Genomic DNA, 23,961 nt, shown 5'->3' on the forward strand with positions numbered 1-23,961 from the left:
CCGGTCGGCGGTTCGCTGACGGTTCCTTGCCGCACTGTAATCGACCGGGTACGAGCGTTCGGGGGCCGAAGCGTTATGTGATCGGACGCCCGTCAGTCCACTTTTGACCGCAGTTCACCCGAGGTTCGGTCGTGGCTTGAACGATCCACGGCATGAACCCCGTGACACGAGTCAAGACCCTCTCGACCGCGGCCCTCGCCGCCGCACTGCTCGTCGGCATCACCGCGCCCGCCGCCTCCGCGCACCGCCACGGACAGGCACACGCGCAGCAGCGGATCCCCTTCACCGCCGCGACCGTCACCGAGAACGCCGGCGGCACCTACACCGTCACGTGGTCCGCCCCCGGTACCCGCGGCGTCACGATCCGCACCGGCGGCCGTACCGTCGCCCGCGGCGGCGCCACCGGCTCGGTCACCGTCTCCGGCCTGGCCGCCGCCGACCGTCGCTGGTTCGACCTCGTCCCCGACCGGGGCACGTCGCTGCGCCTCGCCGACCGGCTGATACGCCTCCAGGGCACCGTCAACTTCCGGGACGCGGGCGGCTACCGGACGCGCGACGGCCAGTGGGTGAAGATGGGCGAGGTCTACCGCTCCGACTCGCTGGAGAAGCTCACCGACGCCGACCTCGCCAAGCTGAAGCGCCTCGATGTCCGGACCGTCTTCGACCTGCGCATGGAGTCCGAGCGGACCGCCGCCCCGGACCGCGTCCCGGCCGGCGCGACGCATGTCGTCGCGGACGTCCTCGCGGGCTCCGGCACCTTCACCTCTATGCCGAAGAGCCCGGCCGAGGCCGAGGCGATGATGGTCGAGGGCAACCGCTTCATGGTGAGCGGCGACACCGCCCGTACCGCCTACACCGCCGTCTACGACGGCATCGCCGACGACGACCGCCGGGGCGTCCTCTTCCACTGCACCGCGGGCAAGGACCGCACCGGCTGGTCGAACGCCGCCCTGCTCACCGCCCTCGGCGTCCCCGAGGAGACGGTCATGGCGGACTACCTGGCCAGCAACACCTACCGGGCCGCCACCAACGAGGCGATCCTCTCCCACCTCCCGGCCCAGCAGGCGGCCGTCTTCAAGCCCCTCCTCGACGTCCGCCCCGCGTACCTCAACGCGAGCTTCGCCGAGGTCGAGGAGGAGTACGGCTCCTTCCGCGCGTACCTGCGGAAGGGCCTCGGCCTCGACCAGCAGGAGCTCAAGGAGCTGAAGAAGGACCTGCTGGTCGGCTGAACCGTCTAGCCCTTCGGCAGGACCGGCAGCAGTTCCGGGAGGTGTCCGTCCGACGTCCTCGCCGTGCGCTGCCGCTCCTCCGGCACCTCCCCGTACATCGTCGTCCGCGGCTTCGCCGGGCGGCCCGCCGCCTCCGCGATGGCCTCCAGGTCGCGGATCGAGCGGTACGAGCCGTAACTCGACCCGGCCATCCGGGAGATGGTCTCCTCCATCAGGGTGCCGCCCAGGTCGTTGGCGCCCGAGCGGAGCATCTCGGCGGCGCCCTCGGTGCCGAGCTTCACCCAGCTGGTCTGGATGTTGGGGATGTGCGGGTGGAGGAGGAGCCGGGCCATGGCGATGACGGCGCGGTTGTCGCGGGCGGTCGGGCCGGGGCGGGCGATGCCCGCGAGGTAGACGGGCGCGTTGGTGTGGATGAAGGGGAGCGTCACGAACTCGGTGAAGCCGCCCGTCTCCTGCTGGATGCGGGAGAGCGTCCGGAAGTGGCCGAGCCAGTGCCGGGGCTGGTCCACGTGCCCGTACATCATCGTGGAGCTGGAGCGGATGCCCAGCTCGTGGGCGGTGGTGACGACCTCGATCCAGGTGGCGGTGGGCAGTTTGCCCTTGGTGAGGACCCAGCGGACCTCGTCGTCGAGGATCTCGGCGGCGGTGCCGGGGATCGAGTCGAGCCCGGCCTCCTTCGCCGCCGTCAGCCACTCCTTGATCGAAAGGCCGGTCCGGGTCGCGCCGTTGACGACCTCCATCGGCGAGAAGGCGTGCACGTGCATGCCGGGGACGCGCTCCTTCACCGCGCGCGCGATGTCGAAGTAGGCGGTGCCGGGCAGGTCGGGGTGGATGCCGCCCTGCATGCAGACCTCGACGGCGCCGACCTCCCAGGCCTGCTGGGCGCGGTCCGCGACCTGGTCGAGGGAGAGGGTGTACGCGTCGGCGTCGGTGCGGCGCTGGGCGAAGGCGCAGAAACGGCAGCCGGTGTAGCAGACGTTGGTGAAGTTGATGTTCCGCGTGACGATGTAGGTCACGTCGTCGCCGACGGCCGCCCGACGGACGTCGTCGGCGATCCGGGTGAGGGCGTCGAGCGCGGGCCCGTCGGCGTGCAGCAGGGCGAGCGCCTGGGGGTCGGTGAGCTTCGTCGGGTCGTCGGCGGCGACGGCGAGGGCCTCGCGGACGTCGGTGTCGATGCGCTCGGGCACCATGCCGGGGGCGGCGGCCTCGCGGAGCGCGTCCCAGTCCCCGTAGACCTCGTCGAAGTCGTCGCGCCGGTCGTGCGTGCGGCCCGTGGTGTCGATGGTGCGGTGGAGGTCGGTGCGGCCGGCGGCGGTGAAGGCCTCGTCGGGCTCCTGCCAGGGCAGGCCGCGGACGGGCGCGTCGGGGGCGGCGAGGCCCGTCTCGGGGTCGGCGAGGGCGCGGACGTGCGGGAGGAGCCGGGGGTCGAGCCAGGGTTCGCCGCGCTGGATGAACTCCGGGTAGACGCAGAGGCGTTCGCGCAGCTCGAAGCCGGCGGCGGCGGACCGCTCGGCCAGCTCCTCGATCCTCGGCCAGGGGCGCTCGGGGTTGACGTGGTCGATGGTGATCGGGGAGACGCCGCCCCAGTCGTCGATGCCGGCGGCGATGAGCCGCTCGTACTCGGAGTCGACGAGGTTGGGCGGTGCCTGGAGGCAGGCGGAGGGGCCCATGATGAGCCGGGCGACGGCGACGGTGGCGACCAGGTCGTCCAGTTCGGCGTCGGGCATGCCGCGCATGGCCGTGTCCGGCTTGGCGCGGAAGTTCTGGATGATCAGTTCCTGGATCGAGTGGTACGCGCGCGCCACGCGCCGCAGCGCGAAGAGCGACTCGGCGCGCTCCTCGACGGTCTCGCCGATGCCGAGGAGCAGCCCCGTCGTGAACGGCACGGAGGACCGGCCCGCGTCCTCCAGGACGCGCAGGCGCACGGCGGGGTCCTTGTCGGGGGAGCCGTAGTGGGGCCCGCCGGGCTCGCTCCACAGCCGGGTCGCGGTCGTCTCCAGCATCATGCCCATGGACGGCGCGACGGGCTTGAGGCGCTGGAAGTCGGTCCAGGACAGCACGCCGGGGTTGAGGTGCGGGAGGAGCCCCGTCTCCTCCAGGATGCGGATCGCCATGGCCCGTACGTACGCGAGGGTGTCGTCGTAACCGTGCGCGTCGAGCCACTCGCGCGCCTCGGGCCACCGGTCCTCGGGCTTGTCGCCGAGGGTGATCAGGGCCTCCTTGCAGCCCATCTCGGCCCCGCGCCGGGCGACGTCGAGGACCTCGTCCGGCGACATGAACATCCCGTGGCCGTCCCGGCGCAGCTTGCCGGGCACGGTGACGAAGGTGCAGTAGTGGCACTTGTCCCGGCAGAGTCGGGTGAGGGGTATGAACACGCTCTTCGAGTACGTGATGACCCCGGGCCGTCCGGCGGCCTCGAGACCGGCGTCCCGCACCCGCCCGGCGGACGCGACGAGGTCCGCCAGGTCCTCCCCGCGCGCCTGCAACAGCACGGCGGCCTCGGTGACATCGAGCGCGACCCCGTCCCTGGCCCGCTTGAGCGCGCGACGCATGGCGTTCTCGGTGGGACGTGCTGCCTGGTGATCCGTCATGAACCGAGCATACGAGCGGGCACGCCGGGCCGGGTTCGGGTCCCCGTAGGAAGGGCGGTCAGTCGGTGTCCTTGGGGTGCCGGGGCGCGGCGTACACCAGGTGCACCGTCCTGCGCGGCTCGTCGACGAGGTACCTGACCCGACCTCCGGCCGTCACCTCGAACTCCCACTGCGGGTAGGCCCGCCCGCCGAGGGTCGCGGTGGCGAGGCGCCCGCGCAGCCTGTGCTGCCGGTCCGGATCGTCCTGTCGGAGCGGATTCCCGCGCAGGGCCTCGAAGCACCGCCGGGTGTTGCCGGGGCTTCCGCGGCGAGTTCGCCCCAGCCCTTGGCGGCCTCGTTCGTCGCGAAGCGAAGACGCCACTCCTGGCCGACCGGGGGCGGGGCGACGTCGTCGCCGCGTTCGGCGTCACGGCGCCGTCACCTCGCCGTGGTCCTCGTCGGGGAGCGGCCGTGTGAGCTGAGCCGTGAGGCCCGGGTCGGCGAGGACGCGCGCCGTGGCCCGCCACTCGACGATCGTGCGGTGGAGGGTCGCGTGGACATCCAGCTGTGCGGCGTCGTGCGTCGCGTGCAGCAGGTCCTGGACGAACTCCCGCAGCTCCCCTGCGGACAGATGCCGCACCCAGGGGAAGACCGAGGGGAGGGCGCGCCCTATGACGCGTGCGCCGTCGTCGGCGGCGAGGAGAGCGGCGAGGAGGCGTGCCGTGACGTCGGCCGTCTCCTCCCGGTCCTGGTCATAGCCGGCGGTGGTGAGGTAGAGGTCCTGCCCGTCGCGGCGGGTGACAAGCAGGCGGTGCTCGCTGTCGAGCCTCTCGGCGACCCGCTTCGAGTTCTTGGAGAGCTCGGAGAAGGAGACGGTCTGGGTCAGCATGGACCGACAGTACTTCGGAACGTATTCCGAAGTCAATCGCTCAGAGGTACGCGGCGTACGCGTCCAGGACCCCCAGGATCTCCGTCTCGCCTCCCGGCGGCAGCTGGAGCACGACCTCGTCGCAGCCCAGTTCCGCGTAGTGGGCGAGCTTGCCGGGGTTCGGGAGGACCGCGTACGGGACGAGCCGGAGGGTCTTCGGGTCGCGCCCCGCGGCCTCCCAGGCCTCGCGCAGGACCGGGAGCGACTCCGTCAGGCCCCGGCCGCCGATCGGCATCCAGCCGTCCGCCTCCGCGGCGATCCGCGCGAAGAGCTTCGGGCCCGCCGCGCCGCCCAGCAGGATGCGGGGCGCGTCGCCGCGCGGCGGCTTGGGCCAGGCCTGCGAGGCGCGGACGGAGCGCCCGAACTCCCCCTCGTACGCCGTGGGTTCCGGCGCCCACAGGGCCCGCATCAGGGCCAGCCGGTCGTGGGTGAGCTTCCGGCGGGTCGACCAGTCGACGCCGTGGTCGGCGGCCTCCTCCCGGTTCCAGCCGTAGCCGACACCGAGGGTGAAGCGACCCCCGGAGAGGTGGTCGAGGGTCGCGATCTGCTTGGCGAGGGCGATCGCGTCGTGCTCGGCGATCAGCGTGACGCCGGTGCCGAGCCCGAGCCGTTCGGTGACGGCGGCGGCCTGCCCGAGCGCCACGAAGGGGTCGAGGAGACGGCCGTACTCCCGGGGCAGCTCGCCGCCCTGCGGGTACGGCGTGGTCCGGTCGACGGGGATGTGGGTGTGCTCGGGGAGGTACAGCCCGGCGAAGCCGCGCTCCTCCAGCTCGCGCGCGAGCCGCACGGGGGTGATGGTCTCGTCGGTCAGGAAGATCGTGGTCGAGATCCGCATAGCGGCACGGTAGGGGGTGGGGCGCCGTTTTCCGAGGGGTACGACACGGGCGGGTCGTCAGTCCCGGTCACGGGCCGGGTCCACCGCGCGCCGCTCCGCCGCCAGGTCGCCGTAGCCTCCCTGCTCCCAGACCTTCTCGCGGAAGCGCTGGAGCGTGAGCGGGGCGCGGTCCTCGCCCGGGACGTCCTCGAAGTGGACCGTGCCGCAGCGGTGGCAGTACCAGCCCTGCGACCACAGCTCCTCGGCGCGGGCGCGTCCGCGCGTCAGGTGGGCGAAGGCCGTCCGGCGCCGCTGGACCTCGAAGAGGACCAGGAGGGTGACGGCGAGGGCGGCGGCCGAGACCCAGCCCAGGTAGCTCAGGTCCGGGCCGAGATCCTCCGGAGGCCCGAACATCGAGAAGTCCGGCTCGGACACCGCCCCGGACCCCGGCCCGAGCTCCGGCCCGGACTCCAGACCGCCCCCGACGAAGACCCAGCCCAGGAACGCGGCGACGCACACGAATCCGCTGAGGAAGCCGAGCAGGCCGATGGCGTGCGCGGGTGCCCCGGGCACCGGCGCGAGCGCGTCGGAGAGTCCGGTGGTCACCGTCCGCTTCACGGTCCGCAGGTCGCCGTCCCGGTTCCGCTCGCGGCTGGTGACCGCGTCCCGGCCGGCGAGGTACACGGCGGGCACGGCCTGCACCCGGTCGTCCTGCCCGCATCCCGGGCAGGCGTGCGTCCGGCTCATGGCTCCCCCTCGGCTGTTCCCCTGGCGCTCCCGCCCATGATGACGGGCTCATGCCACAACCGGTTGCGCGTACCGTCCGTCCGATATTCGAAGACGGTCGACCGCACCGCCCCCTACCGTGTCCGCGTGCTGAACCGAATCGAGTCGTACTACGACGCCGTCCCCCGTTCCTCCGCCCGCGCCGAGGCGCACGGGCCCCTGACCCTGTTCGTACGGGAGGGGGAGGGCTGGCCCTTCTACGCCCGCCCCACGCTCGGGCACTCCGGCGACGTGGCGCTCGACGCCGTGGAGGCGGTGCGGGCCCGGCAGCGGGAGCTCGGGGTGCCCGAGGCCTTCGAGTGGGTCGCGGAGACGACTCCGGGGCTCCGGGCCGCCGTGGAGGCGAGCGGGCTCACCGTGCACGAGCATCCGCTGATGGTCCTGGAGGGCGACGGCCTCGCCGTACCGGGCCCCGAGGGCGTCACCGTCCGGATGGTCGACGTCGGCGACACCGACGCCCTGGCGACCGCCGTCGCCGCCCCGTACGCGGCCTTCGGCATGGCGCCGGAGCCCGGCACCGCCGAGCGGATCGGCGAGCGGATCGGCGCCGGTCTCACCCGGCTCGCGGCGGCCCTCGACAGCGCCGGCGTCGCCCTCTCGGCCGGGCAGCACCAGCCGGTCGGGCCGGTCTCCGAGGTCGTCGGCGTCGGCACCGTCCCGGCGGCCCGCCGTCGCGGCCTCGGGCTCGCGGTGACCGCCGCGCTCGTCGCGGACGCCCGCGCCCGGGGCGCGGAGCTGGTGTTCCTGACGGCGTCGGACGCGGACGTGGCCCGGCTCTACGGCCGGCTCGGCTTCCGCACGGTCGCGACCGCCCTCATCGCGGAGGCGTAGCGACTCTTTCGAAAGAAGTTCTGCGGCCGTGTCACATTCTCGGCGCCCGGTCCGTCATTGCTGTGAAAGCGACGCACGAACGACCGACGAGAGACGCCGAGGAGCGATCACCATGCTGCACGAGCCCAAGGCCCGCATGACCAACCCCGCCTACGTCCTGCCCGACGCCGGCCCGGCGATCATGAACCTGGTGAAGGCCGCCCGGCAGGGCGGGGTCCCCGAGTCGACCCTGGAGCTCGTGCACCTGCGGGCCAGCCAGATCAACAGCTGCGGCTTCTGCGTCGACATCGGCGCGAAGAACGCCAGGAAGGCCGGGGTGAGCGACGAGAAGCTGTTCGCCGTCGCCGCCTGGCGCGAGGCGCCGTACTTCTCCGACGAGGAGCGCGCGGCCCTCGCCCTGGCCGAGGCCGCGACCCGGCTCGCCGACGTCTCGGACGCCGTGCCGGACGCGATCTGGGACGCGGCCGCCGATCACTTCGACGAGAAGCAGCTCGCGTCGATCGTGCTGATGGTCGCGATCACGAACCTCTTCAACCGGCTCAACGTCACGGTCCGGCAGCCGGCCGGCGTGGCCTTCTGACGGTACGGGCGGCCTCCCGCACCAGCAGTCGGCGTCACGGGCGGTGGGTGGTCGTCGTAACCGGATCCGTCCCGTCCGCGTTGGACCGGCATGAAGAAGATCCTCACCGCAGCCGCCCTGACCGCCTTCGCCGCCGCGGGTCTCGCGGGCGCCACCGCCGGGACCGCCGCCGCCGACACCGGCGGCATGAACCTGCCCTCCGTCGTCCCACTCAGCGGCGTCCTCGCCCCCAAGGCGAAGCCGGCCGGCACCCCCGACCTGCCGCCGGCCAACGCGGCGGTGGAGGGGCTCCTCCCCGGACACTGAGATCATCCGGAGAACGAGGACGAAGGTGGCGGACCCCCCACGGGCCGCCACCTTCGCGTTTCGGATGACTCAGGAACGTACGGCTGCCGTCAGTCGGCCACCACCAGCAACGGGGTCTCCTTCGTGAGGATCTCGCCCCGGAAGAACGCCGGGCTCTTCCGCTGCATGACCAGCATGATCACCACGCCGAGGAGCAGCAGTCCGACCGCGATGACGAAGACCGAGCCGACGCCGAGGACGGCGGAGCCGGAGCCGTAGGCCGGGTCCCACATGTCGTACAGGGTCTTGCCGAAGACGGACGTGAGGATCAGGCCGCCGAGGAGCGGCATGAGGCCCTTGTAGGCGAAGTCCCGGCCGGAGCGGAAGAGCTCGCCGCGGAAGTACCAGACGCAGGCGAAGGCCGTCAGCGCGTAGTAGAAGCAGATCATCAGGCCGAGTGCGTAGATCGTGTCGACCAGGACGTTCTCGCTGACGAGGGTCATCACGGTGTAGAAGACGCCGGTGGCGACGCCGGCCACGATCGTGGCCTTGCCGGGGGTCTTGAACACCGGGTGGACCTTGGTGAAGGACTTCGGCAGCGCCTCGTACGTGGACATGGCGAGCACCGTGCGGGCGACCGGGATGAAGGTCGTCTGGAGGCTCGCGGCCGCCGAGGCGAGGACCGCGACGAAGAGCAGGATGCCGAGCGTGGGGCCCATGACCGGGCCCGCGAGGGCGGCGAAGACGTTGTCGGAGGTCTCCGGGTTGGCGAGGCCGAGGCCCTCCTCGCCGGAGCCGACGACCATCTGCGCGGCGATGCCGGTGGCCAGGTACGAGGCGACGAGCACGACCATCGCGATGAGCGCGGCGCGGCCGGGGGTCTTCGCGCTGCCGGTGGTCTCCTCGTTGGTCGCCATGCAGGCGTCCCAGCCCCAGTACATGAAGATCGAGAGCGAGAGGCCGGCGGTGAAGGCGGCGAAGGACTGGACCGCGAAGGGGTTCATCCAGGACCAGGAGAAGGAGACCGAGGTCTCGAAGTCGCCGGCCTTCGACAGCGCCATCGCCACGAAGACGACGAGGACGACGAGCTGGAGGCCTACGAGGGCGTACTGGATGCCCTTGGTGGCGGTCATGCCGCGGTAGCTGATGGCCGTGGCGACGGCGATGAGCGTGAGGCAGGTGGCGATGTGGACGAGTTTGTTGTCGTCCAGGGCGGCGATGGATTCGCTGCCGCTGATCTCACCCGCGAGGAGCCAGAAGTAGGAGGTCGCGACGCCGGCGAGGTTGGAGAGCACGATGATCGTCGCGATGACGAGGCCCCAGCCGCACATCCAGCCGATCTTGGGGCCGAAGGCCTTCACGGTCCAGGTGAAGGAGGTGCCGCAGTCGGGCATGACGCGGTTGAGCTCCCGGTACGCGAAGGCGACGAGGAGCATCGGGAGGAAGCCCGCGAGGAAGATCGCGGGCATCTGCAGGCCGACTTCGCCGGCCGTGGAGCCGAGCGTCGACGTCAGGCAGTAGACGGGGGCGACGGTCGAGATGCCGATGACGGCACTGCCGAGCAGGCCGACGGAGTTGCCTCCGAGGCCTTTGGTGCGTACGGCTTGGGCGCCGCCCTGGGCGTCGACTGGCCTTACCGTGTCTCCGGCCTGGGGCCGTGCTTCCACCTGAGTCATGAACAGGACGTTAAATGCTGCGGTTTCCATATCCGGAAGATCGAAGTCCGCTCACTTGATCGATCATTGCCTTGCATTGAGCGGGTGGAAGCGGACACCCGCCAATGATTGAAAGATCGACGACCGGAACGGACCGACCAACTGGTAGGTCCGTCGATCCATGTCCGATATGCGGGAACCGCAGCGGCGCCCTGAATGTCCGTTTCCAAATTTTCCCGAGGAATTTTCGAACCCTTCCTCAGCCCGGCCAGACAACGGCCTGGAGCTCGCTGTAGGCGTGCAGCGCGTACGAGCCGACGTCCCGTCCGACCCCGCTCTTCTTGAATCCGCCGAACGGTGCCTCCATGTTCCGCCCGATCGTGTTCACGCCCACCCCGCCGGCCCGCAGCCGGGCCGCGACCCGGAAGGCGCGGGCCACGTCGCCCGACCACACGTAGTCGATCAGCCCGTAGTCGCTGTCGTTGGCGAGCGCGATGCCCTCCTCCTCGTCGTCGAAGGGGACGACCACGACGACCGGGCCGAAGATCTCCTCCCGGACCACCCGCATCTCGTTCGTGCAGTCGGCGAGCAGGGTCGGGGCCACGTAGAAGCCCTTGGCGACGTCCGGACGCTCGCCGCCCGCGACGACCCGCGCCCCCTCCTTCCGCCCCAGCTCGACGTACGACTCCACCCGGTCGCGGTGGGCCGCCGAGATCACCGGGCCGACCACCGTGCCCTGCACGGCCGGGTCGCCGACCTTCATGAAGGCCATGAAGCCGGTCAGCTTCTCGATCAGCTGCTCGTAGATCCCGCGCTGGGCGAGCACCCGCGTCGGGGCCGTGCAGATCTGGCCGCTGTAGAAGGCGAAGGTCGTCCCGATGCCCATGACGGCGGAGTCCAGGTCCGCGTCGTCGAAGACGACCGCGGCCCCCTTCCCGCCCAGCTCCATCAGCTGCCGCTTCAGTCCGCGCCCGCAGACCTCGCCGATCGCCTGCCCGACGGCCGTGGAGCCGGTGAAGGAGACCATGTCGACGTCCGGGGAGTCGACGGCCGCCTGCCCGGACTCCGCGGAGGAGCCGGTGACGACGTTCACGACGCCCGCCGGGACGCCGGCCTCCGCCAGGGCCCGGGTCATCGCGTACACCGAGAGCGGGTCCTGCGGGGCGGGCTTCACGAGGACCGTGTTGCCCATCGCGAGCGCCGGCGCGATCTTCCCCGCCGGGTTGGCCCAGGGGTTGTTGTACGAGGTGATGCAGGTGACGACGCCGACCGGGCGCCGTACCGCGACCGCGCCGAACACCCCGGCCTTGCCCATCGGCCCTGCCTCGTTGATCTGCGGGGGCAGCGCCTGCTCGACCGGCTCCATCGCGCCCCGGGCGTACCGCCGGAAGCGGGAGGAGCCGACCGCGACCTGCATGCCGCGGGCGGTGCCGGTGGTGGCGCCGGTCTCGGCCCGCGCGAGCAGGACGTTCTCCTCGGCGTCCCGCGCCATGAGGTCCGCGGCCCGGTCGAGGATCGCCGCCCGCTCCTCCGGCTTCGTCCGCGACCAGGAGTCGAAGGCCTCGCGGGCCGCGGCGGCCGCCTCGTACACCTGGGCGCGCGACGCCTCGGGCGCCAGACCGACGACCTCCTCCGTGGCCGGGTCGATCACCTCGTAGTGGCCGCCGTCGGGCTCGACCCACTCCCCGCCGATGAAAAGCCGCTCGGTCCTCATCGCGTCGCCACCGTCCTCGTGTCGCGGCCGGAACGCAGCACCTTGCCGGGGATCGCGCCGGTCACCTCGTCGTCCCGTATGGTCTCCACGCCGTTGACCCGGACCGAGACGATCCCGATCGCGCGCGAGTCAAGGCGCGGGCTGTCCCCCGGCAGGTCGTGCACGAGGGTCGCCGGGCCCGCCTCGATCCGCTCCGGGTCGAAGAGGACCAGGTCGGCGTGGAAGCCCTCCTCTATACGGCCGCGCTCCCGCAGCCCGAACAGCCGGGCCGGCTCGTCGGTCAGCATCCGCACCGCCCGCTCAAGGGGCACCAGCTTCCGGCCGCGCAGACAGTCGCCGAGGAAGCGGGTCGTGTACGGCGCCCCGCACATCCGGTCCAGGTGCGCGCCGGCGTCCGAGCCGCCGAGCAGCACGTCCTCGTGGTCCCAGGTCTCGCGGCGCAGCGCCCAGGACGCCGGGTCGTTGTCGCTGGGCATCGGCCACAGGACGGTCCGCAGGTCGTCGTTGGCGCAGATCTCGACGAGGCACTGGAAGGGGTCCTGGCCGCGCTCGGCGGCGATGTCCTTCACGACCCGGCCGCTCAGGCCCTCGTTCTCCGCGCTGTACGTGTCGCCGATGACGTACCGGCCGAAGTGGGCGAGCCGCCGGAAGACCCCGGCCTCCTTGGAGTCGGCGCGCCGCAGCATCTCCGCCCGCACGTCGGGGTCGCGGAGCTTCGCGATCCGCTCGGGGACGGGGAGGGCGAGGATCTCGCCCCAGCCGGGGATGAGGTTGAGGGCGCAGAACGTGCCGAGCGACATGTTCATGGGGGTGAGGATCGGCATGGTGAGGGCGACGATCCGGCCGCCGGACTTGCGGGCGCGCTCGGAGGCGGTGAGCTGGCGCGGGACGCGCTCGGGGACGGCGGCGTCGATGGTGAGGACGTTCCAGTTGAGCGGGCGTCCGGCGGCGGCGGTCATCTCCACGAACAGCTCGATCTCGGCGTCCGAGAACTGGTCGAGGCAGCCGGCCAGGATCGCCTCCAGCTGGGTGCCCTCGTGCTCGCCGACGGCCTTCGACAGGGCGATCAGCTCGGCGGGCGTGGCGTGCCGGGAGGCGACGGGGGCGCCGTCGCCGTCGGAGTGGGTGGAGGACTGGGTGGTGGAGAGCCCCCAGGCCCCGGCGTCCATGGCCCCCTTGAGGAGGGAGACCATCTGTTCCAGCTGCTCGGGGGTGGGCCGGCCGCCGACGGCGTCGGGGCCCATCACGTACCGGCGCAGCGCGCAGTGGCCGACCATGAAGCCGGCGTTGACGGCGATCCGCCCTTCGAGGGCGTCGAGGTACTCGGCGAAGGAGGACCAGCTCCAGTCGACGCCCTCCTCCAGGGCCGCCAGGGCCATGCCCTCGACCTTGGACATCATGCGGCGCGTGTAGTCGGCGTCCTCGGGCCGGTCCGGGTGGAGCGGCGCGAGGGTGAAGCCGCAGTTGCCGCCGGCGACGGTGGTGACGCCGTGGTTCATGGAGGGGGTGGCGTACGGGTCCCAGAAGAGCTGGGCGTCGTAGTGGGTGTGGGGGTCGACGAAGCCGGGGGTGAGGACGAGGCCGGTGGCGTCCTCGGTGGTCCGGGCCTCCTCGCGGACGGTCCCGGGTTCGGCGACGACGGCGATGCGTCCGTCGCGTATCCCGACGTCGGCGGTGAAGGCGGGGGCGCCGGTGCCGTCCACGACGGTGGCTCCGGTGATCAGGTGGTCGAGCATGACGGTCCCTTTCTGTCCGTGGACGCGGGTGTGCCCCGGACCGGGGGCCGCCGCGGAACGGCCTCCGGCCGGGGCTTGTACGGGGCGGCGATCCGGGAAGACACCGCCCCGCGTTCGTACGACTGGCGCCGCGCCGTCAGGAGCCCGCGGCCTGGCGGAAGCGGGTCGTGCGGTGGACCGGGTCCGTGTCGATCTTGGGGATCACGTGCTCGCCGATGAGCTTGATCGAGTTCATCGTGTCCTCGTACGAGACCCCGATCGGCATCCCGAAGGACAGCTGGTCGGCGCCCGCCTGCTCCCAGCGCTTGCACTGGGCGAGGACCTCCGAGGGGTCTCCGCAGATCATCAGCTCCTCCTGGATGAGGAGTTCGATGATCTCGGCCGAGTACTCGGGGAGCAGCTCGGGCCACTCGGGGATGCCCTCGGGCCGGGGGAAGGTGTCGTGGTAGCGGAAGAGCAGCGACTGGAGGTAGTTGAGGCCGCCGGAGACGGCGATCTCGACGGCCTTGTCGTGGGTCTCCGCGCAGATCGCGGTGGAGGTGACCATGACGTTGTCGTTGACGAAGTCGCCGACCGCCTTGGCCTCCTTGATCGCCGTCTTGTACGACTCGACGACCCACTCCATGTCGGAGACCTTCTGCACGCTGAAGCCGAGGACGCCGAGGCCCTTCTTGGCGGCCATGGCGTACGAGGAGGGGGACCCGGCCGCGTACCACATGGCGGGGTGGGACTTCCCGTACGGCTTGGGCAGGATCTTGCGCGGCGGCAGCGACCAGTGCTTGCCCTGGAAGCCGACGTACTCGTCCTGGAGCCACATCTTGGGGAACTCGGCGATCGTCTCCTCCCAGATCTCCTTCGTGTGGTTCATGTCGGTGATGCCCGGCATGAACCCGAGGATCTCGTGGGAGCCCGCGCCGCGTCCGGAGCCGAACTCGAAGCGCCCGCCGGAGAGGTGGTCGAGCATGGCGACCTTCTCGGCCACCTTCACCGGGTGGTTGACGGGGGCGAGGGGGTTGAAGATGCCGGAGCCGAGGTGGATCCGGTCGGTGGCGTGGGCGAGGTAGCCCAGGTAGACGTCGTTGGCGGAGATGTGCGAGTACTCGTCCAGGAAGTGGTGCTCGGAAGCCCAGGCGTACTTGAAGCCGGACTTGTCCGCCTGGATGACGTACTCGGTCTCCTCCATGAGGGCTTTGTGCTCGGCTTCGGGATCGGTCTCGGCCCGCTTGCCGACGTATCCCTGTACGAAGATCCCGAATTCCAAGGGGTTCACCGTCCTCATTATTTCTGACGAACCGTCAGATCTCTGATGTGCCCGACTGTGGCACCGCGAAGCGACCGCGGTCAATACCTGATGACTCGTCAGAACAGGCTGACGCCGGCCAGCCACCCGCCGTCGATCACGAACGGCTGCCCCGTGATGTACGCCGAGTCCTCCCCCGTCAGGAAGAGCGCGAGGGCCGCCACCTCCGCGGCCTGCCCGATCCGCCCGAGCGGCACGAGCTTCCGGTACAGCTCGGCCGTGGCCGCCGGGTCCACGCCCTCCGGGTTGCTCATCGGGGTGTCGATCGCCCCGGGGCAGACCGCGTTCACCCGGATGTTCCGCGCGGCCAGTTCCAGCGCCGCGACCTTGGTGAGGCCCAGGACGGCGTGCTTGCTCGCCGCGTAGGCGCCTACCCCGGCCATGCCGGTGAGCCCCGTGTACGAGGCGGTGTTGACGATCGTGCCGCCGCCGGCCGCCGCGATCTCGGGCGCGACGGTCCTGATGCCCAGGAAGCAGCCCGTCTGGTTGACCGAGACGATCGCCTGGAACTCCTCCAGGGGCGTGGAGAGCAGCTCGTTGAAGCGGAGGATCCCGGCGTTGTTGACGAGCCCGTCGATCTTCCCGAACCGGTCCTTGGCGACGGCCACGGCCGCCGCCCACTGCTCCTCCCTGGTCACGTCGAGGTGGACGTAGACGGCCCGCTCCTCCCCCAGCGACTCCACCAGTTCCTTGGCCAGTGCCTCGCCGGCGTCGTCGAGCACGTCCGCGAGGACGACCCGCGCCCCCTCGGCGGCGAAGAGCCGCGCCTCCTGCTCGCCCTGCCCGCGCGCCGCGCCGGTGACGAGGACGACCCGCCCGTCGAGCTTGCCCATGTCCGTACTCCCTAGAGGTGGGGGGCGACCTCCGTGCCGAAGGCCGCCATCTGGTCGATGAGTTCGGTACGGCTCCGGGAGCGGAACCGGACCTGGATCTGGTGCACGCCCATCTCCCCGTACGCGCGCAGGGAGGCGGCGAGCTCCTCCGGGGAGCCGCTCAGGGTGCGGCGGCCGACCTCCCAGCCGGGGGCGCCGACGTACAGCGCCTCGGTGATGGCGCCGACCGTGATCGGCTCGGCGATGCCCGCCTCGGCGCGGAGCCGCAGGATCCGCCGGATCTGCTCGGCGAGCCTGTCGCGCGGGTCGCCCTGCGGCAGCCAGCCGTCGCCCTTGAGCGCGGCCCGGCGCACGGCGGCCGGCGAGGAGCCGCCCACCCAGACGGGGACCCGCTCCTGGGCGGGCCGGGGCAGCTGCCCGAGGTCCTTGAAGGCGAACCGCTCCCCGAGGTGCTCGGGGTACTCCTCGGGGCCGAGGGCCGCCCGGAGCGCGTCGACGGTCTCGTCGAGGACGGCGCCCCGGCGCGCGAAGTCCACGCCGAGCACCTCGAACTCCTCCTGGACGTGTCCGGCGCCGACGCCGAGGACCAGACGGCCGCCGGAGAGGTGGTCGAGGGTCGCGTACGCCTTGGCGGTGACGAGCGGATGACGCAGCCCGACGACGGCGACGTGCGAGAGGAGCCGGACGCGCTCGGTGGCGGCGGCGAGGAAGGAGAGCGTGGCGACCGGGTCGTACCAGACGGTGCTCATCGCCCCGGCGAGACGGCGCGGGATGGCGACGTGGTCGCAGCTCGCGAGGTAGTCGAAGCCGTGCTCCTCGGCGGCCCGGGCGACGGCGAGCAGGTCACCGGGCCCGGCGGCCGCCTCCCAGGCCTCGGCGTAGAGGGTGGACTGCGACTGGACGGGCAGCTGCATCCCGTAGACCACCATGGGAAACCCCCTCGATCTGACGAACCGTCACGTATGCGAGCGGAGCCCATGCTCGTACCTGACGGTCCATCAGACAAGGGGTGCGGCACCCTTACGGCTCCTACGGCCCCTACGGCCCTTACGGCCCTTACGGCCCCTACGGGGCCTCTACGGCCGCCAGAGCCCCTCCGCCGTGAGCCCAAGGAGGTCGATCGCGTTGCCGCGGACGATGCGGTCGACGACGTCCGGTGCCAGGTGGCCCATCTGCGCCTCGCCGACCTCGCGCGACTTGGGCCAGGTGGAGTCGGAGTGCGGGTAGTCCGTCTCGTACAGGACGTTCCCGACGCCGATCGAGTCGAGGTTCTTCAGGCCGAAGGCGTCGTCGAAGAAGCATCCGAAGACGTGCCCGGCGAAGAGCTCGGACGGCGGGCGCAGGACCTTGTCCGCGACCCCGCCCCAGCCGCGGTTCTCCTCCCAGACGACGTCGGCGCGCTCCAGGATGTACGGGATCCAGCCGATCTGCCCCTCCGCGTACATGATCCTCAGGTTCGGGAAGCGCTCGAACTTGCCGCTCATCAGCCAGTCGACCATCGAGAAGCAGCAGTTCGCGAAGGTGATGGTGGAGCCGACCGCCGGCGGCGCGTCGGCGGAGGTGGACGGCATCCGGCTGGACGAGCCGATGTGCATGGCGATGACCGTGCCGGTCTCGTCGCAGGCGCGGAAGAAGGGGTCCCAGTGGTCCGTGTGGACCGAGGGGAGCCCGAGGTGGGGCGGGATCTCCGAGAAGGCGACGGCCCGCACCCCGCGCGCGGCGTTGCGGCGGACCTCGGCGGCGGCGAGTTCGGGGTCCCAGAGCGGGATGAGGGTGAGCGGGATGAGCCTGCCGTTCGCCTCGGGGCCGCACCACTCCTCGACCATCCAGTCGTTGTAGGCGCGGACGCAGAGCAGGCCGAGCTCGCGGTCGCTCGCCTCGGTGAAGGTCTGCCCGCAGAAGCGCGGGAAGGTGGGGAAGCAGAGGGCGGACTGGACGTGGTTGACGTCCATGTCGGCGAGGCGGTCGGGGACGGAGTGGGAGCCGGGCCGCATCTGCTCGAAGGTGATGACTTCGAGCCGTATCTCGTCCCGGTCGTAGCCGACGGCGGTGTCGAGCCGGGTGAGGGGCCGGTGCAGGTCCTCGTAGACCCACCAGTCGCCGATGGGCCCGTCGTCGCCCTTGGCGCCCATGACCGGCGCGAACTTGCCGCCGAGGAAGGTCATCTCCTTGAGGGGGGCGCGGACGATCCGGGGGCCGGTGTCGTGGAAGCGGGACGGGAGCCGCTCCCGCCATACGTGCGGGGGCTCCACGGTGTGGTCGTCCACCGAGATGATCTGCGGGAAGTCCCCGGGGACGGTCTCCGTGCCGCTGTCCATGCCGCGCTCCATGCCGCTCTCCCTACTGCTCTCCGTGCTCTCCATGCGCTCCATGGCTTTCACGGTAGCGCTGATCTGACGACCCGTCAGCTATCGTGGCGTACAACGGTCGTGCAACGACCCGGTTCCAGCCCCGCTCCAGTCCCGCTCCCGGCCCCGTTCTCGGCCGACCCGATGCTGACGGACTCCCTCCGGACAAGGCAGACTGTCCTGGGCGAAACCAGCGGTACGGGCAGGGGGAGCTATGGGCCGTGAAGACGGGCCGCGAGTTCCGGTGCAGCGCGCTCGGAAGGCGGGCGCGAGTGCCGACGCGGGCGCGGGCACGGATTCCGACGTGAGCGCGGACACGGGCATCAGGAGTGCGATCGGCGGCGAGCTGCGCTTCGGCGTGCTCGGCCCCGTACGCGCCTGGCGGGACGGCGAAGCCCTGCCCACCGGCTCGCCGCAGCAACGCGCCCTGCTCGCCGCCCTGCTCCTGCGCGGCGGACGCACCGCCACCGCCTCGGAGCTGATCGACGCGCTCTGGGGCGAGGAACCGCCCTCGCAGGCCCTCGCGGCCGTACGGACGTACGCCTCCCGCCTCCGCAAGGCCCTGGATCCCAAGGTCCTGGTCAGCGAGTCCGGCGGCTACGCCCTGCGCACCAAGGCCCTGGACCTCCTCACCGCGCAGGAACTGGCCGGCGAGGCCGAGAAGCTACGGGCTTCCGGAGACCGGGCGGGCGCCCGGGCCCGGCTCGCCGAGGCGCTCGCCCTGTGGGACGGCGAGGTGCTCGCCTCCGTACCCGGCCCGTACGCCGAGACGCAGCGGACCCGCCTGGAGGAGTGGCGGCTGACGCTCCTGGAGACCCGGCTCGACATCGACCTGGAGGTCGGCGCGCACGCCGAGGCCGTCTCCGAGCTCACCGCCCTCACCGCCGCGCACCCGCTGCGCGAGCGGCTCCGCGAGCTCCTCATGCTCGCCCTCTACCGGGGCGGACGGCAGGCGGAGGCGCTCGCCGTGTACGCGGACACGCGCCGGCTCCTCGCCGACGAGCTCGGCGTCGACCCGACGCCCGAACTCTCCCGGCTCCAGCAGCGCATCCTCCAGGGCGACGCCGAACTGGCCCTCCCCGTCGAGGAAGCGGCCCCGGCGGCCGCACCCGTGGCACGCCCCGCCCAACTCCCCGCCACTGTCCCGGACTTCACCGGTCGCGTCTCCTTCGTACGGGAGCTCGGTGCCCGTCTCGCGACGGCCGAGGGCCACGTCATGGCCGTCTCGGCGCTGGCGGGAATCGGCGGCGTCGGGAAGACGACCCTCGCGGTCCACGTCGCCCACGAGGCCCGGCCGCACTTCCCGGACGGCCAGCTGTACGTGGACCTCCAGGGCGCGGGCAACCGCGCCACCGCACCCGAGACGGTCCTCGGCTCCTTCCTCCGCGCGCTCGGCACCCCCGACTCGGCCATCCCGGACTCCCTCGACGACCGCGCCGCGCTCTACCGCTCGACGCTCGACGGCCGGCGGGTCCTGGTCCTCCTCGACAACGCGAGGGACGCGGCCCAGATCCGCCCGCTCCTGCCCGGCACGGCAGGCTGCGCGGCCCTCGTCACCAGCCGCATCCGCATGGTCGACCTGGCGGGCGCGCACCTGGTGGACCTGGACGTGATGTCCCCGGAGGAGGCGCTCCAGCTCTTCACGAGGATCGTCGGCGAGGAACGCGTCCAGGCGGAACGGGAAGCGGCCCTCGACGTGGTCGCCGCCTGCGGCTTCCTCCCCCTCGCGATCCGCATCGCGGCGTCCCGCCTGGCGGCCCGCCGCACCTGGACGGTCTCGGTCCTGGCCGCGAAGCTCGCCGACGAGCGCCGCCGCCTCGACGAACTCCAGGCGGGCGACCTCGCGGTCAAGGCCACCTTCGAACTCGGCTACGGCCAGCTCGAACCGGCCCAGGCCCGCGCCTTCCGCCTCCTCGGCCTCGCCGACGGCCCGGACATCTCGCTCGCGGCCGCGGCGGCCGTCCTGGACCTCCCCCTCTGGGACACGGAGGACCTCCTGGAGGCCCTGGTCGACACGTCCCTCCTGGAATCCGCGGCACCGGGCCGCTACCGCTACCACGACCTGGTCCGGCTCTACGCGCGTGCCTGCGCGGACCGCGACGAGCAGCCCCCGTCGGAGAAGGAGGCGGCCCTGTCCCGCCTCCTGGACTTCTACCTCTCGACGGCGGCGAGGGTGTACGCGATCGAGCGCCCGGGCGACCGCCTCGTCGACCACCTGGAACCCACCACCCACGAGGGCCTCACCTTCACCGACCGCCACACGGCCCAGGACTGGCTGTACGCGGAGGCCAACTGCCTCCTGGCCACGGTCCGCCAGTCGGCCCCGTCCCCGACGACCCTCCGCCGAGCGGTCGACCTGCTGTGGGCGTCCCTGGACCTGGCGGAGTCGGGCGCGAACTCCCGGGAGTACGAGGCGGTGGCGACGGTGCTGCGGGAGGCGGCGGGCCGGACCGGCGACGTCCGGACCGAGGGCCGGGCGGCCCTGACCCTGGCGTACGTGCACCACCACCAGGGACGCTTCGACCGCGCCGAGCAGGAGGCCGAGCAGGTCGTCCGCATGGCCCGGTCCGTCGAGGATCCGCTCCCCACCTGCTGGGCCTCGAACGCCAGGGGCGCCATCGCGCTCTACCAGACGCGCTACGAGGACGGGGACAGGCACCTCACCCTGGCCATCGACGCGTTCCGTGCCGCAGGGGACCGCGCCGGCGAGGCCGCGGCACTGTGCAACCTCTCCCGCATCCACCTCGCGACGGGCCGGCAGGAGGACGCCGTCCGCATGGCCCAGCAGGGGGTGGACATGTACGACGACATGGGCCACGCCCTCAGGGGCGCGAACGGGCGCTACGCCCTCGGCCTCGCGCTCACCGCGAGCGGACAGCTCCCGGCCGCCGGTCAGCGGCTCCGCGAGGCGCTCGCCGTCTTCGTGGACAGCCGGCAGAGGCTGTGGGAGGGCATGGCCCTCTTCCGCATCGCCGAGGTCGACATCGCCGCCCGCCGGTACGGGGCGGCCGCGGCGAGCGCGGAGAAGGCACTGACCGTCCTCCGCGGCATCGGCGGCGAATGGCGGCGCGGTAACGTCCTCACCGTCCTGGGCCGGGCGCTCCACGGAATCGGGCAGTCGGGACGCGCCCAGGTCTGCTGGCAGGAAGCCCTCGACATCTACGAGGAGTTGTCGGTCCCGGAAGCGTCCGAGGTCAGGGCGCTGCTGGCAGCACGCATGGCCGCCTGACCCCGGGCCGTTCCAACGAACGTTCATCATTCGTTTATCGCCACCCGGCAGAGTCGTCCTCATCGATCCGCCGCGTCGGGGGGCAGACGGGTCGCCGGTGAAGCCGTCTCTCCGAAGCACTAGGGTGAACGGCCCCCAGGGGCCCGTCCGACCGTCCACGGGGGAACAGCCGGGCGGGCTCCACACACCAGCACGCGAAGCCATCCATCAGGAAGGGACCACCATGGGCGACATCGACGCCACGGACCCGATCGTCAAGCCGCAGGACCTGCACGCCACGGGCACCGGAAGCGAGCAGATCGTCACCAAGGACCTGCACGCCACGTCCGAGCCCGCGAACGCGATCGCGGACAAGATCCTGACCCAGAAGCAGCCGCCCGTCGCCACGACCGAAGACCTCCACGCGACGTCGGAGCCGGCCAAGTAGACCATTCCCGACGGGGAAAGGCCGCGGCGGCGACTTCGGGGGAGCCGCCGGGGCCCAGGGAGGTCCGGTCGACGGGGGAGCACACGGACTCGGGGGACACCCGACGGACCCAGGGGGGATCCGTCCGGGCGGGGCCCGTGCGCAACGCGATCGGACCACCGCGAGGAGGGGCCGGGCAATTGCCCGGCCCCTCCTCGTCGTCGTGGATGCCGGGCCGCCTCAGCGGGCGGCCTCGGCAGGCCGCCTCAGCGGGCGTAGGAGCCCAGGCCGACCAGGCAGTAGACGTACTGGCTGATGACGGCGCCGTTCATCGTGTACCGGTGCGAGAAGGCGTACTCCGTCTTGGGGTTGGCGTTGCACTTGTTCATGTCGGACGTGAACGGGAACGTCTGGATCACCTTGTAGTGCGCGTCCGAGGCCGAGCAGGAGACCTCCTCGACGTCGTCGACGGTCTGCGCCGTCTCCGAGTCGGGCAGCTGCCCGTTGAGGCAGGTGCCCTTGTCGAAGGGTTCGGGCTCCTCCTCGGTGGGGGTCGCGGTGGCCGTGCCCAGAGGGTCGAGCGTCGGGAACGGCGAGACCGAGAAGGTCGGGATCGGGCCCGGGCCCCTGGAGCCGGCCGAGTCCTTGTCGTCGTTCAGGAGGAACGCGCCGCCCACGAGCGCGCCGATCACGACGAGCGGGACCAGGCAGCCCAGGACGCCGGACTTCTTGCCGCCCGAGACCGTGATGCGCACGTACACCGTGTCGTTGCCGAGCCGCGCCGGAACCAGGTCGCCGTTGCGGCAGGGCGGGACGGCGAGCTGCACGGGACCCGTCGGCAGGTTGACCGGGATGACGACGCCGGTGGCGGCCTGCTGCGGGGTGAGGGTGAGGCGGATCTCTTGCGTCGACACCGGCTGCTCCTGGAGGAGGGGGCGGGGTAAGGGGAGCGTAAGACTGCTCGTATGACGTGTACACGTGGGGAGTTGGTTGCACTCCCCCGCGCCGCGAGCGCGCGCCGTGAGCCCGCGCAGTGAGCCCGCGCCGCGAGCCCGCCGCCTTCAGCCCCGTGCCCTCAGCTCCCCCTTCACCACCTTCCCGCTCGCGTTCCTCGGCAGCTCCGCCACGAACTCGACCTCCCGCGGCACCTTGAAGTTCGCCATCTCCCGCCGCGACCAGGCGATCAGGTCGTCCGCCGTCATCCGCGCCTCCGCTCTCCTGACCACGAAGGCCTTGCCCACCTCGCCCAGCCTCGGGTCGGGGACGCCGACGACCGCGACGTCCGCGATGTCGGGGTGGAGACCGAGGAGTTGCTCGATCTCGGCCGGGTAGGCGTTGAAGCCGCCCACGATGAACATGTCCTTCAGCCGGTCCGTGATCCGCAGGTTCCCCGCCTCGTCCAGGACGCCGACGTCCCCGGTGTGCAGCCAGCCGTCCCCGTCGATCGCCGCCGCCGTCGCCTCCTCGTCCTCGAAGTAGCCGCGCATGACGTGGTGACCCCGGACGAGCACCTCGCCGGTGGGCGAGAGGCGGACCTCCGTGTCCGGGATCGGGCGGCCCGAGGTGGTGGCGACGGTCTCGTCCGGGTCGTCGCGGCGGCACATCGTGACGATGCCGCTCGCCTCGGAGAGTCCGTACGCCGTGAGGACCGTGCCGACGCCCAGTTCCGTGCGGAGCCGCTCGACGAGCCGGAGCGGGACCACGGCCGCGCCCGTGACGACGAGGCGGAGCGAGGAGAGGTCGTGCGCGGCGCGGGCGGGGTGGTCCAGGAGGGACTGGTGGAGGGTGGGCGGTCCGGGGAGGACCGTGATGCGCTCGGCGGCGATGTTGGCGAGGGCGGTGTCCACGGTGAAGACGGGCTGCGGGACGATCACCGCGCCGCGCATGAGGCAGGCGAGGATCCCGGCCTTGTAGCCGAAGGTGTGGAAGAAGGGGTTGACCACGAGGTAGCGGTCGCCTTCGCGGAGGCCGGCGAGCTCGGACCAGACCTCGTAGCAGCGCAGCGTCTGGGCGTGGCCGATGACGGCCCCCTTGGGCCGGCCCGTGGTGCCCGAGGTGTAGATGATGTCGGAGGGGTCGGAGGGGTCGATCGCGTCGGCCCTGGCGCGGACCCGCGCGGCCGGGACCCGGTCGCCCTCCGCGAGGAAGGCCTTCCAGGTCGTCCAGCCCGCCTCGTCGGGCGCGGTGTCGCCGAGGACGACGACCTTCTCCAGATCCGGGAGGGCGACGCCGGAGCGGCGCAGGGAGGCCACGTACGAGGTGCCGAGGAAGGTGCCGGTGACGAAGAGCAGGCGGGCCCGGGAGCTCTGGAGGACGTACGCCGCCTCGGTGCCCTTGAAGCGGGTGTTCAGGGGGACGAGGACGGCGCCCGCGGTGACGGCGCCGAGCGCCGAGACGATCCAGTCGAGGGTGTTGGGGGCCCAGACCGCGACCCGGTCCCCCGCCCGTATCCCGGTGGCGAGACAGGCCGCGGCGGCCCGTTCGACGCGCTCGCCGAGTTCGGCGTACGTGACGCGGGCGCGTCCGTCGACGACGGCCTCCCGCTCCCCGTACCGCTCGGCCGCCGCCCGTACGAGCCCGGGGATCGTGCCCCACTCCAGGTCTCCGCGCATCTCCACCTCCAGCGCTTGCTCCGCCCGCTCCCGTGAGCTGACTATCCGTCAGATTAGTTGTAACCTGACGCGCTGTCAGTAGCCCAGCGGCTCAGTAGCGTCGCC

20 protein-coding genes are annotated in these 23,961 nt (G+C 72.0%); 6 read left to right on the plus strand and 14 right to left on the minus strand.

Translation table 11 applies throughout. The annotated features are described in order from the left end of the window. The first annotated feature begins 152 nt into the window (after positions 1–152). Positions 153–1,229, plus strand: coding sequence for a tyrosine-protein phosphatase (locus tag ACIBG6_RS29225; RefSeq protein ID WP_399225653.1), 1,077 nt, complete (start codon positions 153–155; stop codon positions 1,227–1,229). A 5-nt stretch (positions 1,230–1,234) separates the two neighbouring features. Here the strand turns inward: ACIBG6_RS29225 and ACIBG6_RS29230 are convergent, their stop codons facing one another. The 5 genes from ACIBG6_RS29230 to ACIBG6_RS29250 are packed head-to-tail and all read right to left on the minus strand — an operon-like array spanning position 1,235 to position 6,288. Beyond that, positions 1,235–3,820, minus strand: coding sequence for a bifunctional FO biosynthesis protein CofGH (locus tag ACIBG6_RS29230; protein WP_399225655.1), 2,586 nt, complete (start codon positions 3,818–3,820; stop codon positions 1,235–1,237). Between the two features lie 58 nt (positions 3,821–3,878). Beyond that, a complete protein-coding gene (locus tag ACIBG6_RS29235; protein WP_399225656.1) occupies positions 3,879–4,181 on the minus strand; it encodes a hypothetical protein in 303 nt (100 codons plus the stop codon). A 45-nt stretch (positions 4,182–4,226) separates the two neighbouring features. Continuing rightward, the gene (locus tag ACIBG6_RS29240) at positions 4,227–4,688 is read right to left on the minus strand and encodes a prevent-host-death family protein (RefSeq protein WP_399225657.1); all 462 of its coding nucleotides are present in this window, start codon (positions 4,686–4,688) and stop codon (positions 4,227–4,229) included. 40 nt (positions 4,689–4,728) lie between these two features. After that, positions 4,729–5,562: an LLM class F420-dependent oxidoreductase gene (locus ACIBG6_RS29245; protein ID WP_399225658.1), complete on the minus strand. Its 834-nt coding sequence runs from the start codon at positions 5,560–5,562 to the stop codon at positions 4,729–4,731. 57 nt (positions 5,563–5,619) lie between these two features. Beyond that, positions 5,620–6,288, minus strand: coding sequence for a hypothetical protein (locus ACIBG6_RS29250; RefSeq protein WP_399225659.1), 669 nt, complete (start codon positions 6,286–6,288; stop codon positions 5,620–5,622). 126 nt (positions 6,289–6,414) lie between these two features. Between ACIBG6_RS29250 and ACIBG6_RS29255 the strand changes: the two genes are divergently transcribed. The 3 genes from ACIBG6_RS29255 (at position 6,415) to ACIBG6_RS29265 (ending at position 8,044) form a co-directional block, all read left to right on the plus strand. Continuing rightward, positions 6,415–7,158, plus strand: coding sequence for a GNAT family N-acetyltransferase (locus tag ACIBG6_RS29255; RefSeq protein WP_399225660.1), 744 nt, complete (start codon positions 6,415–6,417; stop codon positions 7,156–7,158). Positions 7,159–7,270: 112 nt separating this feature from the next. Beyond that, on the plus strand, positions 7,271–7,738 hold the full coding sequence (locus ACIBG6_RS29260; RefSeq protein ID WP_399225661.1) for a carboxymuconolactone decarboxylase family protein: 468 nt from the start codon (positions 7,271–7,273) through the stop codon (positions 7,736–7,738). Positions 7,739–7,828: 90 nt separating this feature from the next. Then, the gene (locus tag ACIBG6_RS29265) at positions 7,829–8,044 is read left to right on the plus strand and encodes a hypothetical protein (RefSeq protein ID WP_399225662.1); all 216 of its coding nucleotides are present in this window, start codon (positions 7,829–7,831) and stop codon (positions 8,042–8,044) included. 89 nt (positions 8,045–8,133) lie between these two features. Here the strand turns inward: ACIBG6_RS29265 and ACIBG6_RS29270 are convergent, their stop codons facing one another. From ACIBG6_RS29270 to ACIBG6_RS29300, 7 genes are all read right to left on the minus strand, one after another. Then, positions 8,134–9,699 (minus strand): APC family permease, encoded by a 1,566-nt coding sequence (locus ACIBG6_RS29270; protein ID WP_399225663.1) that lies wholly within the window; start codon positions 9,697–9,699, stop codon positions 8,134–8,136. Positions 9,700–9,937: 238 nt separating this feature from the next. Then, positions 9,938–11,392: an aldehyde dehydrogenase family protein gene (locus tag ACIBG6_RS29275; protein ID WP_399225664.1), complete on the minus strand. Its 1,455-nt coding sequence runs from the start codon at positions 11,390–11,392 to the stop codon at positions 9,938–9,940. Beyond that, the gene (locus ACIBG6_RS29280) at positions 11,389–13,128 is read right to left on the minus strand and encodes an amidohydrolase family protein (RefSeq protein ID WP_399225665.1); all 1,740 of its coding nucleotides are present in this window, start codon (positions 13,126–13,128) and stop codon (positions 11,389–11,391) included. Before ACIBG6_RS29280 ends, ACIBG6_RS29275 begins: the two co-directional genes overlap by 4 nt. 136 nt (positions 13,129–13,264) lie before the next feature. After that, positions 13,265–14,389: an LLM class flavin-dependent oxidoreductase gene (locus ACIBG6_RS29285; protein ID WP_399225788.1), complete on the minus strand. Its 1,125-nt coding sequence runs from the start codon at positions 14,387–14,389 to the stop codon at positions 13,265–13,267. A gap of 98 nt (positions 14,390–14,487) precedes the next feature. Beyond that, positions 14,488–15,261, minus strand: a complete 774-nt coding sequence (locus tag ACIBG6_RS29290; RefSeq protein ID WP_399225666.1) for an SDR family NAD(P)-dependent oxidoreductase — start codon at positions 15,259–15,261, stop codon at positions 14,488–14,490. Positions 15,262–15,272: 11 nt separating this feature from the next. Continuing rightward, positions 15,273–16,190, minus strand: coding sequence for an LLM class F420-dependent oxidoreductase (locus ACIBG6_RS29295; RefSeq protein WP_399225667.1), 918 nt, complete (start codon positions 16,188–16,190; stop codon positions 15,273–15,275). Between the two features lie 147 nt (positions 16,191–16,337). Further along, positions 16,338–17,579, minus strand: coding sequence for an amidohydrolase family protein (locus ACIBG6_RS29300; protein ID WP_399225789.1), 1,242 nt, complete (start codon positions 17,577–17,579; stop codon positions 16,338–16,340). 244 nt (positions 17,580–17,823) lie between these two features. Here ACIBG6_RS29300 and ACIBG6_RS29305 point away from each other — a divergent pair, with 244 nt between their 5' ends. Beyond that, complete coding sequence (locus ACIBG6_RS29305) at positions 17,824–20,838, plus strand: BTAD domain-containing putative transcriptional regulator (protein ID WP_399225668.1); 3,015 nt, start codon at positions 17,824–17,826, stop codon at positions 20,836–20,838. 223 nt (positions 20,839–21,061) lie between these two features. Next, the gene (locus ACIBG6_RS29310; protein ID WP_399225669.1) at positions 21,062–21,265 is read left to right on the plus strand and encodes a hypothetical protein; all 204 of its coding nucleotides are present in this window, start codon (positions 21,062–21,064) and stop codon (positions 21,263–21,265) included. A 245-nt stretch (positions 21,266–21,510) separates the two neighbouring features. Here ACIBG6_RS29310 and ACIBG6_RS29315 read toward each other — a convergent pair whose 3' ends face one another. Both ACIBG6_RS29315 and ACIBG6_RS29320 read right to left on the minus strand, forming a co-directional pair. Next, entirely contained in the window at positions 21,511–22,158 is a 648-nt protein-coding gene (locus ACIBG6_RS29315) for a hypothetical protein (RefSeq protein WP_399225670.1), read from the minus strand. A 147-nt stretch (positions 22,159–22,305) separates the two neighbouring features. Continuing rightward, entirely contained in the window at positions 22,306–23,856 is a 1,551-nt protein-coding gene (locus ACIBG6_RS29320; protein ID WP_399225672.1) for a FadD3 family acyl-CoA ligase, read from the minus strand. Positions 23,857–23,961: the final 105 nt, after the last annotated feature.

Source organism: Streptomyces sp. NPDC050842 (assembly GCF_044456565.1).
GTDB lineage: Bacteria > Actinomycetota > Actinomycetes > Streptomycetales > Streptomycetaceae > Streptomyces.